Raw genomic sequence first — 12,507 nt, forward strand, 5'->3', positions numbered from 1 at the left:
GCTTGGCAGGAACGGTGCGTCTCGTGGCGATGCTGCCACTCGTCGGCGCCCGTGTCCACTCGTAGGGTCGCTGCATGACCTCCGCCCCCGCCCCCGCCCCCGCCGACGCCGCCGCCCGCGTCGAGCAGCTGCTCGCGCCTCCCACCGTCGTGGCCGCGCGCTCGCGCGCCGTGGCGGCCGCCCACGCCTCCGCCGCCCTGGTCGGCCACAGCGAGCGGTCGTGGGTGCTCGCGGCCGAGCTCGGGCGCCGCGAGGGGGTGGCCTTCGACGCGGAGCTGCTCTACGCCGCGTCGCTGCTGCACGACCTCGGCCTCGTCGCGTCGTTCGACAGCCACGAGGTCGCCTTCGAGCGGGCGGGCGGCGACGTGGCGCGCGTCTTCGCCGCGGGCGCGGGCTGGGACGACGACCGCCAGCGGCGCCTCGGCGAGGTCGTCGTGCGCCACATGTGGCCGGCGGTGCCGGCCGAGCTCGACGCCGAGGGGCACCTGCTCGAGCGGGCCACGAGCCTCGACGTCAGCGGGGTGGGCGGCGACGACTGGGAGCCCGCGTTCGTCGCGGCCCTCGTCGAGCGGGTGCCGCGCACGGGCTTCGCGGCGGAGTTCGGCGTCGCGATCGCCGCCCAGGCGCACCGCAAGCCGGCGACCGAGGCGGGCCGCGCCGTCCGCTCGGGCATCACCCGCCGGCTCGCGGAGAACCCGCTCGACCGCCTCGGCGGGGTCCCGCTCGACCGCCTCGGCGGCTGAGTGCGATCCGTCGGAATGGGGAGGCGCCTCCCCGGGTTGCCCCGCTAGCATGATGCAAACGCATGGAAATGGAGCGCACCCCATGGCACACCCCCTCGAGTTCGGACTCGACACCTTCGGCGACGTCACCGAGCGCCCGGCCGGGGCCGCCGACGCCGGCCAGCTCGTCTCGCACGCGCAGTCGATCCGCGACCTGGTCGACCAGGCCGTGCTCGCCGACCAGGTCGGCCTCGACTTCATCGGCGTCGGCGAGCACCACCGCGTCGACTTCGCCGTCAGCGCCCCCGAGGTCGTGCTCGCGGCCATCGCGGCGCGCACCGAGACGATCCGCATGGGCTCGGCCGTGACCGTGCTCAGCAGCGACGACCCCGTCCGGGTCTACGAGCGCTTCGCCACCGTCGACGCCCTGTCGAACGGGCGGGCCGAGGTCATCCTCGGGCGCGGCTCGTTCACCGAGTCGTTCCCGCTCTTCGGCCTCGACCTGCAGGACTACGAGGTGCTCTTCGAGGAGAAGATCCAGCTCTTCGCCGAGCTGCTGAAGGACGAGCCCGTCACCTGGACGGGCACGAAGCGCGGCGCCCTCAGCGAGCAGTGGGTCTACCCGCGCCCCGAGAGCGGCACCCTGAAGACCTGGGTCGGCGTCGGCGGGTCGCCGCAGTCGGTGATCCGCGCCGCGCACTACGGCCTGCCGCTCTTCCTCGCCATCATCGGCGGCCAGCCCGCCCAGTTCGCGCCCTACGCCGACCTCTACCGTCGGGCCCTGACCGAGTTCGGCAAGGAGCCGCAGCCCATCGCGATGCACTCGCCCGGCTTCGTGCTCGAGACCGACGACGAGGCGAAGGAGCTGCTGTACCCGTACCAGGAGGCGCAGACGAACCAGCTCGGTCGCGAGCGCGGCTGGCCCCCCTACTCGCGCGCGCAGTACGAGCAGAGCGCCGGCCCCGACGGCGCCCTCTACGTCGGCTCGCCCGAGACGGTCGCGGCGAAGATCGCGGGGAACATGGCGCTGCTCGGCGCGACGCGCTTCGACATGCGCTACAGCATGGGGCGCCTGCCGCACGAGGCGATGATGCGCAGCATCGAGCTGTACGGCACGAAGGTGGTTCCCCTGGTGCGCGAGATGCTCGCCTAGCGAACGCCGCGCCTCCGGCGTGCCCCACTGCCGCGCCGGCGAGAGGGTTGGCGGGAGGCGCGGTGTCGGCCGTCGGGGAGCGCTCAGCCCCGGCGGTCGCTCCGCGCCAGCGCCCCGAGCTGCTCGTTGTACGCGTCGAGCTCGGCGTCGCCGTCGCGCTCGGCCTGGCGGTCCTTGCGCTTGGCCTCGCGGCTGTCGCTGCGGCTCCACATGATCGCGACGGCGATCGCCAGCGAGACGGTGGGGATCTCGCCGACGCTCCAGGCGATGCCGCCCGCCGCGTACTGGTCGGCCACCGGCGTCGCGCCCCAGGTGCGGCCCATGGCGCCGTACCAGTCGGCGAGGAAGAGCGACGTGCTCGTCATGATGCTCAAGCCGAAGAAGGCGTGGAACGCCATCGTCGCGAGCAGCACCAGCAGCCGCATCGGGTAGGGCAGGCGGCCCTTGACCGGGTCGATGCCGATCATCGACTGCACGAAGAGGTACCCGACGATCAGGAAGTGCACGATCATCCAGTAGTGCCCGAGGTGGGTCGTCGTGGCCCAGCTGAACAGCGACGTGTAGTAGAAGACGAAGAGCGAGCCGGCGAAGAGCACCGCCGAGACGATCGGGTTGCTGATGACGTGGGCGTACGTCGAGTGCACCAGGACCATGATCCACTCGCGGGGGCCCCGCGTGCCGTCCTGTCGCTTGCGGATCGCGCGCAGCGCCAGCGTGACGGGCGCTCCCGGCACGAGCAGCACCGGCACGACCATGCCGAGCGCCATGTGCGCCAGCATGTGCATGCTGAAGAGGTACTCCTCGTAGACGTTCGGGGCGCCGCAGGTGATGTAGAAGAGCACGACGAGGCCGGTGATCCACGACACGGTGCGGCCGAGCGACCACTGGTCGCCGCGGCGCCGCAGCCGGACGACGCCGGCCACGTAGAAGAAGATGCCGAAGGCGCAGAGCAGGGCCCAGAGCAGGTCCGGGTTCCACTCCGTGAGGTACCGCAGCGGGGTCAGCTCACGCGGCAGCACCTCCTCGGTGAGGATCTCGGCGGGCGTCGGGTCGGCGAGGTCGGTCGCGACGACCTGCTCGACCGGCGTGGCCGTGCGGCCGAGGGCCGCGGCCACGCCCGAGGCGAGGCCCATGAAGGCGAGCTCGGCCGAGACGAACCACCAGAAGAAGCGGTTGGTCGCCGCGGGGTGCGTCGACATGCGCGCGACGAGCCAGCGGCGCTGGACGACGCCGAAGAGGCCCAGGGCCACGAGGGCGAGGGTCTTGACGAGCACCAGCACGCCGTAGCCGGTGGTGAGGGCGGCCCAGTCGCCCAGGCGGAGGGCTGCGCTGCCGACGCCGGAGACCGCGACGACGACGAAGCAGATGATCGCGACGGTCGAGTAGCGGGCGAGGACGACGCCGATGCGGCCCTTCTCGAGCGTGGGGCGCAGCAGCACCAGGGCGACGAGCCCGCCGAGCCAGACCGAGGCGCCCTCGAGGTGGAGGGCGAGGTCGGTCACGGCGGCGTCGTGCCCGCTCGCGCCGGCGGCGTGGCCCTGCTGGGCGATGGGGATGAGCCCGCCCATGGCCAGCAGCGTCAGGGCGACGAGCGACCAGATGTTCCGCAGCGCGAAGGCGAGCACCGTGACGCCGGCGGCGATGAGGGTCGTGGTCAGCCAGGCGACGCCGAGCTCGGTGTTCGTGAGGAAGAAGGCGAGCGTGCGGCCGAACTGGTCGTCGAAGGTGACCGGCACGTTGGCGACGCTGAGGAAGGTGAAGAAGGCGGTGGCGGCGGAGGCGACGGTCCAGGCCCCGGCGGCGCCCGCGGCGATGTCCATGGCCCGTTCGAACTCGGCCTCCTTCCGCGACAGCGCGAAGCAGGTGAGGAAGAGCGTGCCGATGGTGACCGCGGCGGTGACGTTGTTCAGCATCTTCGCGATGGGCAGCCCCCACCGGACGGCCTCGCCGGGGTCGACGACGAGCGGCGCGTCTGCCGCGCCGCCGAACTGCAGGGCCGCCAGCAGCGAGAGGAACGCCACCAGCACGAGCAGTGCGGGACCGGAGGCGCGGGTGATCCTGGTCATCGAGGCCTAGCTTAGGTCGGGTCGACTGGGAGTCGGCGGCCGATCGCTCGGCGACGAGCGACCCGCCGCCGGACGCACGGAAGGGGCGGCGACCGAGGTCGCCGCCCCTTCCGGGGTGCTCCGTGAGGAGCGGAGGACTACTTGACCGCAGCCTTGAGCTTGCTGCCGGCGCTGACCTTGACCGAGTCGCTCGCGGCGATCTCGAGGGCCTCGCCCGTCTGCGGGTTGCGGCCCGTGCGGGCGGCGCGGTGGGTCTTCTCGAAGGCGATCCAGCCGGGGATGGTCACCTTGGTGCCGTCGGCGACCGACTTCGAGACGACGGAGAAGAACGCGTCGACGACGCCGCTGACGGCGGCCTGGCTCTGGCCGGACTCGGAAGCGACAGCTGCGACGAGCTCGGTGCGGTTCAGTGACTTGTCAGCCATGTGGTGTCCTCCTCGGACTTCGTTCGGTGAGACGAGGCACGGTGTCCACCGTGCCCGTGGAGTTCGGGCCCCCCGGGGCCGAGGCCCCGGGGAAACGGCTCGAACCTACCAGGAAGACTTCGTGATGCCCGGAAGCTCGCCTCGGTGTGCCATGTCGCGGAAGCGGACACGGCTGATGCCGTACTCCTTGAGGTGGCCACGGGGGCGACCGTCGATCGCGTCGCGGTTGCGGAGGCGGACCGGCGACGCGTCGCGGGGCAGCTTCTGCAGGCCGAGACGAGCGGCCTCGCGGCTCTCGTCGGTGCCGGCGGGGTCGACGAGGGCCTTCTTCAGCTCGAGACGCTTCTCGGCGTAGCGAGCGACGATGACGGCGCGCTGGTCGTTCTTGGCGATCTTGCTCTTCTTGGCCATGGTTAGCGCTCCTCGCGGAATTCGACGTGCTTGCGGATCACGGGGTCGTACTTCTTCAGCACGAGGCGATCGGGGTTGTTGCGACGGTTCTTCTTGGTCACGTACGTGAAGCCGGTGCCCGCCGTCGAGCGGAGCTTGATGATGGGACGAACGTCCTGCTGACGTGCCATCAGATCTTCTCCCCACGCGCGAGGAGGTCCTTGACGACCTTCTCGATGCCACGAGCGTCGATCACCTTGATGCCCTTGGCGCTGAGCTGCAGGGTGACGTTGCGACGAAGCGACGGCACGTAGTACGTCTTCTTCTGGATGTTGGGGTCGAAACGACGCTTGGTGCGTCGGTGCGAGTGCGAGATGTTGTGGCCGAAACCGGGGATGGCTCCGGTCACCTGGCAGGTTGCTGCCATGGTTTCCTCCGTAGGTACCGTAGGAGCCGGAGCCCCTACCCAAGGTCACTTGTCGGCGCGCCGGTCCCCCTGCCCGATCGTGAGACCGGGCGGTGCTCGGTCGTGAGACCGGGCGGATGGTGCTGGGGGGCGGTGCACATGGGCGCAGATAGCGCCCAACCAAAGGGAGAGCCTACGCGACACGCCCGGCCGGGGTCAACTGCGGAGACCGCCCCGCGTCACGACGGGGTCGCGCCCGGCGGCCTTCTCGGCCGAGCAGGCCGCGCACAGGCCGAAGACGTCGACGATGTGCTGCGCCTCGGTGAAGCCGTGCTGCGCGGCGACCTGACGGGCCCAGGTCTCGACCGCGTCGGCCTCGATCTCGACCGTGGTGCCACAGACGCGACAGATGAGGTGGTGGTGGTGCGTGCCCGGCGTGCAGGCGCGGTAGAGGCTCTCGCCCTCCTGCTGCAGCGAGTCGGCCGAGCCGTCGGCGGCCAGGTCGGAGAGCGCTCGGTAGACGGTCGCCAGCCCGATCGGGGAGCCGGAGTCGCGGAGCTGGGTGTGCAGGGACTGCGCGCTGACGAAGCCCTCGCTGCTGCCGAGCGCCTCGCGCACGGCCTCCCGCTGCCAGGTGTTGCGCTTCACGACCACGTCAGGCCTCCTTCGTCGGTGTCGAGGGTACCGGCGTGCCTCGGCGTCGGCTGGGCGTCGCCCCGCCGCGCGACCCCGCGCGCTCCCGGCCCCGGCCGACGACGCGGCAGACGAGCCAGATGGCGAACGAGATCGTCGTCACGTAGGGGCTGATCGGCAGCCCGCCGCCGAGGGCGAGCAGGATCCCGCCGACGACCGAGGTCACGGCGAAGGCCACGCTGAGCAGCGGCACGAGCCGAGGGTTCACGGTCACGCGCAGGGCGGCCGCGGCCGGGGTGACGAGCAGCGACAGCACGAGCAGCGCCCCGATCACCTGCACCGACACGGCGACGGCGAGCCCGAGCACGAGCATGAACAGCAGCCCGAGCGCGCGCACCGGCACGCCGGCGGCGGCGGCGACGTCGGGGTCGACGCTCGCGAAGGTCAGGGGCCGCCAGATGACGAGCAGCACGACGATCACCACGGCCGAGATGCCGACGAGCCAGCCGAGCTGAGGATTGTCGACCGACACGATCTGCCCGGTGAGCAGGCCGAACTTGTTGGCCGAGCGGCCCTTGTAGAGCGCGAGGAAGAGGATGCCGAGGCCCAGCCCGAACGGCATCAGCACCGCGATGATCGAGTTCCGCTCCCGGGCGCGGGCACCGAGCAGCCCGATCAGCATCGCCGCGACGACGCTGCCGACGAGGGAGCCCCCGACGACGTTCGCGCCGAGCAGGAGCGCCGCGGAGGCGCCGGCGAACGACAGCTCGCTGATGCCGTGCACCGCGAAGGGCAGGTTGCGCGTCACGACGAACGGGCCGATGAGCCCTCCGACGAGGCCGAGCACGGCCCCGGCGATGATCGAGTTGCGCACCAGCACGACGAGCTCGCCGAAGTCCTGGAACGAGAACAATTGCGACCAGAGGTCGGTCATCGATCTCCTCCCTCGTCGTCGGCGGGCTCGTCGACGTGGTGGTCGTCGTGGCCGTGGCCGCCGACGATCACGATGCGGCCCATGGTGCGGATCACGTCGACCGGGGTGCCGTACAGCTCCGACAGCACGTCGGCGCGCAGCACCTCGTCGGGCGTGCCGACGCGGAACGAGCCGCCGGCGAGGTAGAGCACCCGGTCGACCACGTCGAGGATGGGGTTGACGTCGTGCGTGACGAACACGACCGCGGCGTCGCGGGCCCGGCGCTGGCGGTCGATGAGCTCGGTGACGCCGCGCTGGTGGCGCAGGTCGAGCGAGATCAGCGGCTCGTCGCAGAGCAGCAGGGCGGGGTCGGCGGCGAGTGCCTGCCCGACGCGGGCGCGCTGCTGCTCGCCGCCCGACAGGGTCGCGACCGGCGCGGAGGCGAAGGAGGCGGCGCCCACCTCCTCGACGAGGCGGTCGACGGCAGCGCGTTCGGCCGCCGACTCCCGGCGGAGCCCCCAGCGGTGGCCCGTGACGCCGAGCGCGATCATGTCGCGGGTGCGGAGCGGCGTGCCCGACTCCATCAGGCGCTGCTGCGGCACGTAGCCGATGCGGCGGTGGCCGCGGCCGACGGCCTGGCCGAGGAACTCGATGCTGCCGCTGGTGAGCTGCTGCTGGCCGAGGATCGTCCGGAGCATGGTGGTCTTGCCCGCGCCGTTCGGCCCCAGCACGGCGACGAACTCGCCCGGCGCGACGTCGAGGTCGAGCCCCTGCCACAGCACGCGGTCGCCGAACCGCACGCCCGCGTCGCGGAGGCGCAGCACGGCGTCGCCGCCGCCCGTGCCCGAGGGGGCGGGGGCGGCGGCGACGGGGGAGTCGGTGGGGCCGGGTGTCACTGGTCGAGTGCCGCCTTGATCGCGTCGATGTTGCTCTGCTGCCACGAGACGTAATCATCCCCCGACGGGAGCAGCTCCGTGACCGGCACGATCGCGACGCCGGCGTCGGTGGCCGCCGTCTCGACCTGCTCGGTCTCGGGGCTCGAGGTCTGCTCGTTGTAGGCGAGGAGGTCGACGCTGCCGCCCGAGAAGAGCTGGAGGGTCTCGTTGAGGACGGCGGGGGAGACGTCGGTGCCCTCCTCGATCGCCTCGGAGAAGGCGTCCGGGGTCACGTTCTCGAGCCCCATGGCGTCGAAGAGGTAGCCGGGCACGGGCTCGGTGTAGGCGACCGACTCGCCACCGTGGGCGGTCTCGACCTCCGCCGCCTGCGCCTCCAGGTCGGCGATCTGCTCGCCGAACGACTCGGCGTTCGCGGTGTAGGCGTCGGCGTTCGAGGGGTCGAGGCTGCCCAGCTCGTCGGCGATCGCCGTCGCGAGCGCGGCCATGCTCGGCAGGCTGTAGAAGACGTGCTCGTTGAACTCGCCGTGGTCGTGACCGTGGTCGTCGCCCCCGGCGGTGGCCTCGTCGCTCGCCTCGTCGCCGTGCTCGTCACCGGCGTGCTCGTCGTCGGAGTGGCCGGCCGCGTCGTCGGGGTCGAGCCCGGAGATCTCGACCGCGTTCAGCACGGTCGCGCTCGTGCCGCTGGCGTCGACGAGCGTGTCGACGAAGTCGTCGTAGCCGCCGCCGTTCTCGATGACGACGTCGGCCTTCGAGACGGCGAGCTGCGTGCGGGCGTCGGCCTCGAACGAGTGCGGGTCCTGCGAGGCGTCGCTGATCACGCTGGTGACGTCGACATCATCGCCGCCCACGGTCTTGGCGATGTCGCCGTAGACGTTCGTCGAGGCGACGATCGAGATGCCGTCGTCGGCGGTCGGCGCGCCCGCGCCCTGGTCGCCGCCCGAGCAGCCGGCGAGCACGAGGGCCGCGGCGGCGGGCAGGGCGAGGAGGGGCAGGGCGCGTCGCGAGGTCATGACGGCCACGCTATTGCTACTGATAATGATTGTCAAAACGAGGAGGCGCGGGTCGCCTCCCCGGGCCCGCGCTCAGTCGAGCAGCAGCGCCGGCTCCTCGAGCACGCTCGCGACGTCGGCCACGAAGCGGCTGGCGACGTCGCCGTCGACCACGCGGTGGTCGAAGCTCGCGCCGATCGTCGTGACCATGCGCGAGCGCACCTCGCCGTCGACGACCCAGGCCTTGGGCTTGATCGTGCCGAGCGCGACGATGGCCACCTCGCCGGGGTTGAGGATGGGCGTGCCGGTGTCCATGCCGAAGACGCCGATGTTCGTGATGGTGATCGTGCCGTCGCGCATGTCAGCCGGGGTCGTCTTGCCGTCGCGGGCCGTCAGGGTCAGCTGCTCGAGGGCCTGGGCCAGCTCGAGCAGGCTCATCGACTGGGCCTCCTTGACGTTCGGCACGATCAGCCCGCGCGGCGTGGCCGCAGCGATGCCGAGGTTGACGAAGTGCCGCACGAGGATCTCGCGGTCGGTCCAGGCCGAGTTGACCATCGGGTTGCGGCGCACGGCCCAGATGATCGCCTTCGCCATGATCAGCAGCGGCGAGACCTTGACGCCGGCGAACTGCGGCGACGCCTTGAGGCGCTTGACGAACTCCATCGTGCGGGTGGCGTCGACGTCGACGAACAGGCTGACGTGCGGGGCCGTGTAGGCCGACGACGTCATCGCGGCGGCGATCGCCTTCCGGACGCCCTTGACCGGGATCCGCTCGACGCGCTCCTCGCCCCACTCGGGCGTCTCGATGTTGCGGAAGACGCTCGCCTGCTTGGCGTGGCGGATGACGTCGTCGCGGGTCACCTCGCCGGCGAGGCCGGTGGGCTGGACGAGCGTGAGGTCGACCTCGAGATCCTTCGCGAGCTTGCGGATCGGCGGCTTGGCGATGATCGGCAGCGCCTGCGCGGCGGGCACCGAGGTCGCGGGGCGGCGACGGCCCTGCTCGGCGATGCGCAGCTGGCGCGCGTCGACCTGCCCCTTGCTGGGCTGGCGACGACGCGTCTGGCCGTGGCCGCCGGCGGCGCCGTAGCCCACGAGCACGGCGCCGGAGCCGCTGTCGTCGGCCACGGGGGCGGAGGCGGCGGGGGCCGCCGGGGCGGCGACCGCGGCCGGGGCCTGCACCGCGACTCCTGCAGGCGCGGCGGGAGCGGGAGCGGCCGGAGGCGCGCTGACGGCGACCGGGTCGACCGCGTTCTCGAGGTGGCGGGCCCGCTGCTCGGAGAGGGCCTCCTCCTCCTGCGCGATGATCTGCGCGGTGCGGGCCATGCCGCCCGACTCGAGCGACTCGGCCTGGGCGGCGCGGTCGCCGGGGGTGGTCGGTGCGGTGCCGTCGCCGATGGTGATGATCGGGGTGCCGACGTCGACGGTGTCGCCCGAGCTGACGAGGATGCTCTCGACCACGCCGGCGAACGGCGAGGGCAGCTCGACGAGCGACTTGGCGGTCTCGATCTCGACGAGCACCTGGTTGATCGCCACGGTGTCGCCCGCGGCGACCTTCCACTCGACGATCTCAGCCTCGGTGAGGCCCTCGCCGACGTCGGGGAGGGCGAACTCTGAACTCATGCGGGGTGACTCCTCGTGACGCGGTGGGGCGGGGGCCCGGGGTGCGGAGCGGCGCGCGGCGGGCGCGCCGGGGGGCGGACGCTCAGTACGCGAGCGCCCGGTCGACGGCCTCGAGGACCCGGTCGGCGTCGGGCAGGTACAGGGTCTCGAGCTTGGCGGGCGGGAAGGGCGTGTCGAAGCCGCTGACGCGCAGCACCGGCGCCTCGAGCGAGTAGAACGCCTTCTCGGCGACGGTCGCGGCGATCTCGGAGCCGACGCTGACGAACCCGGGGGCCTCCTGCGCGACGACGAGGCGGCCGGTCTTGCGCACCGACTCGAGGATCGGGCCGTAGTCGACGGGCGACAGCGAGCGCAGGTCGACGACCTCGACCGAGATGCCCTCGGCGGCGGCGATCTCGGCGGCCTGCAGCAGCACGCTCACCATGGCGCCGTGGCCCAGCAGTGTCACCTCGGTGCCGGTCCGCACGACGCGGCTGGCGTGCAGCGGCGCCTGCGGGTCGCTGAGGTCGACCTCGCCCTTGGGCCAGTAGCGGCTCTTCGGCTCGAAGAACATCACCGGGTCGTTCGAGGCGACGGCCTCCTGGATCATCCAGTAGGCGTCGTGCGGCGTGCTCGGGCTGACGACCCGGAGGCCCGCGGTGTGCGCGAAGTACGCCTCGGGGCTCTCCTGGTGGTGCTCGACCGCGCCGATGTGCCCGCCGTAGGGCACGCGGATGACGACGGGCATCTGCAGGTCGCCCTCGTGCCGGTTGGTCATCTTGGCGAGCTGCGAGGTGATCTGGTCGAAGCCCGGGTAGATGAAGCCGTCGAACTGGATCTCGCAGACGGGTCGGAATCCGCCCATGGCGAGGCCGATCGCGGTGCCGACGATGCCCGACTCGGCGAGCGGGGTGTCGATAACCCGGCTCGCCCCGAACTCGGCCTGCAGGCCCTCGGTGACACGGAAGACGCCGCCGAGCGTGCCGATGTCCTCGCCCATGAGCAGCACGCGCGGGTCGTCGGCCATGGCCTTGCGGAGGCCGGCGGTGATCGCCTTGCCGAGCGGCATGGACACTCGGGAGTCGCGGGTCGGGTCGTCGACGCCGGCCGCGGTCGCGGTCTCGGTGCGGTCAGCGGTGTCGGTCATGAACGTGCTCCGTCGGTGGGTGCGTCGGCGGCCGGGCCGAACGACTGCTCGTAGCGGGCCAGCCACTCCTTCTGCTCGGCCATCAGCGGGTGCGGCTCGCTGTAGACGTGGTCGAACATGAGGCCGATCTCGGGCTTCGGCAGCGTGGTGGTGCGGCGGCGGATGTCGGCACCGAGGTCGTCGCACTCCACGGCGAGCTCGGCGAGGAAGGCGTCGGTCTCGCCGAGGCCCTTCAGGTAGGTCTCGAAGCGGGCGATCGGGTCTCGGGCGATCCAGCCCTGCAGCTCGTCGTCGGTGCGGTACTTCGTGGGGTCGTCGGAGGAGGTGTGCGCGCCGACGCGGTAGGTCATCGCCTCGATGAAGCGGGGGCCGCCGCCAGTGCGAGCGGCGTCGAGGTCGCGGCGGCTGACGGCGTACGAGGCGAGCACGTCGTTGCCGTCGATCTGGGTGCCGGGGATGCCGAAGCCGCCCGCGCGGTGGACGAGCGGCGTGCGGGACTGCCGCGAGACCGGCACGCTGATCGCCCACTGGTTGTTCTGCAGGAAGAACAGCTCGGGCGTCTGGAAGCTCGCGGCGAAGACCAGCGCCTCGCTGACGTCGCCCTGGCTGGTCGCGCCGTCGCCGAAGAACGTGACGACGGCCTGGTCGGTCTCGACGTCTCCGGTGCCGGCCTTGCCGTCGAGCGTGAGGCCCATCGCGTAGCCCGTGGCGTGCAGGGTCTGCGAGCCGATCACGAGCGTGTACACGTGGAAGTTGTGGTGCTCGGCCGGGTTCCAGCCGCCGTGCGTGTGGCCGCGCAGCAGGCGCAGGATGTCGACGGGGTCGACGCCGCGGCTGAGCGCGACGGCGTGCTCGCGGTACGACGGGAAGAGGTGGTCCTGCGGGCGGGTCGCGTGCGCGAGACCGATCTGGGCGCCTTCCTGGCCGTGGCTCGGCACCCAGAGGGCGAGCTGGCCCTGGCGGGCGAGGGCGGCGGCCTCGACGTCGAAGCGCCGGGTCAGCACCATGTCGCGGTGGAACGCGCGCAGCTGGTCGTCGGTGAGCGCGTCGACGTAGGGCTGGAACTCGGCCGAGGCGTCGGAGTCGACCCGCTCGCCCGTGGGGCTCAGCAGCTGGATCGTCGTCACGTCGCGGCCCGCTTCGGTGGAGGACATGGGGTCCAATCTAC

Annotated in this window: 14 protein-coding genes; 2 read left to right on the forward strand and 12 right to left on the reverse strand. The window is 72.1% G+C overall.

The features are described 5' to 3' along the window. Window positions 1–74: 74 nt before the first annotated feature. Window positions 75–743, forward strand: a complete 669-nt coding sequence (locus tag FHR77_RS14590; protein ID WP_167261513.1) for an HD domain-containing protein — start codon at window positions 75–77, stop codon at window positions 741–743. A gap of 82 nt (window positions 744–825) precedes the next feature. Beyond that, window positions 826–1,875, forward strand: a complete 1,050-nt coding sequence (locus tag FHR77_RS14595) for an LLM class flavin-dependent oxidoreductase (protein ID WP_056058631.1) — start codon at window positions 826–828, stop codon at window positions 1,873–1,875. An 83-nt stretch (window positions 1,876–1,958) separates the two neighbouring features. Here FHR77_RS14595 and FHR77_RS14600 read toward each other — a convergent pair whose 3' ends face one another. From FHR77_RS14600 to FHR77_RS14655, 12 genes are all read right to left on the reverse strand, one after another. Further along, on the reverse strand, window positions 1,959–3,941 hold the full coding sequence (locus FHR77_RS14600) for a bifunctional copper resistance protein CopD/cytochrome c oxidase assembly protein (protein ID WP_167261515.1): 1,983 nt from the start codon (window positions 3,939–3,941) through the stop codon (window positions 1,959–1,961). 137 nt (window positions 3,942–4,078) lie between these two features. Continuing rightward, entirely contained in the window at window positions 4,079–4,366 is a 288-nt protein-coding gene (locus tag FHR77_RS14605; RefSeq protein ID WP_043595940.1) for an HU family DNA-binding protein, read from the reverse strand. A gap of 105 nt (window positions 4,367–4,471) precedes the next feature. Beyond that, complete coding sequence (rpsN, locus tag FHR77_RS14610; protein WP_056058637.1) at window positions 4,472–4,777, reverse strand: 30S ribosomal protein S14; 306 nt, start codon at window positions 4,775–4,777, stop codon at window positions 4,472–4,474. A 2-nt stretch (window positions 4,778–4,779) separates the two neighbouring features. Next, window positions 4,780–4,947 carry a 50S ribosomal protein L33 gene (rpmG, locus tag FHR77_RS14615; RefSeq protein ID WP_043595944.1) on the reverse strand — a complete coding sequence of 56 codons (168 nt, stop codon included), beginning with the start codon at window positions 4,945–4,947 and terminating at the stop codon, window positions 4,780–4,782. Next, window positions 4,947–5,183, reverse strand: coding sequence for a 50S ribosomal protein L28 (rpmB, locus tag FHR77_RS14620; RefSeq protein ID WP_056058641.1), 237 nt, complete (start codon window positions 5,181–5,183; stop codon window positions 4,947–4,949). Before rpmB ends, rpmG begins: the two co-directional genes overlap by 1 nt. 195 nt (window positions 5,184–5,378) lie before the next feature. Further along, a complete protein-coding gene (locus FHR77_RS14625; RefSeq protein WP_056059296.1) occupies window positions 5,379–5,810 on the reverse strand; it encodes a Fur family transcriptional regulator in 432 nt (143 codons plus the stop codon). 7 nt (window positions 5,811–5,817) lie between these two features. After that, complete coding sequence (locus FHR77_RS14630; protein ID WP_167261517.1) at window positions 5,818–6,729, reverse strand: metal ABC transporter permease; 912 nt, start codon at window positions 6,727–6,729, stop codon at window positions 5,818–5,820. Then, complete coding sequence (locus FHR77_RS14635; RefSeq protein ID WP_167261519.1) at window positions 6,726–7,604, reverse strand: metal ABC transporter ATP-binding protein; 879 nt, start codon at window positions 7,602–7,604, stop codon at window positions 6,726–6,728. The genes FHR77_RS14630 and FHR77_RS14635 overlap by 4 nt, the downstream gene beginning before the upstream one ends. Further along, window positions 7,601–8,614: a metal ABC transporter solute-binding protein, Zn/Mn family gene (locus tag FHR77_RS14640; RefSeq protein WP_167261521.1), complete on the reverse strand. Its 1,014-nt coding sequence runs from the start codon at window positions 8,612–8,614 to the stop codon at window positions 7,601–7,603. The genes FHR77_RS14635 and FHR77_RS14640 overlap by 4 nt, the downstream gene beginning before the upstream one ends. 72 nt (window positions 8,615–8,686) lie before the next feature. Further along, entirely contained in the window at window positions 8,687–10,213 is a 1,527-nt protein-coding gene (locus tag FHR77_RS14645; RefSeq protein ID WP_167261523.1) for a dihydrolipoamide acetyltransferase family protein, read from the reverse strand. 82 nt (window positions 10,214–10,295) lie between these two features. After that, entirely contained in the window at window positions 10,296–11,261 is a 966-nt protein-coding gene (locus FHR77_RS14650; RefSeq protein ID WP_056059303.1) for an alpha-ketoacid dehydrogenase subunit beta, read from the reverse strand. Between the two features lie 74 nt (window positions 11,262–11,335). Further along, window positions 11,336–12,493, reverse strand: a complete 1,158-nt coding sequence (locus tag FHR77_RS14655; protein ID WP_167261525.1) for a thiamine pyrophosphate-dependent dehydrogenase E1 component subunit alpha — start codon at window positions 12,491–12,493, stop codon at window positions 11,336–11,338. Window positions 12,494–12,507 lie beyond the last annotated feature (14 nt).

It is taken from the genome of Frigoribacterium endophyticum, from assembly GCF_011759585.1.
Lineage (GTDB): Bacteria > Actinomycetota > Actinomycetes > Actinomycetales > Microbacteriaceae > Frigoribacterium > Frigoribacterium endophyticum.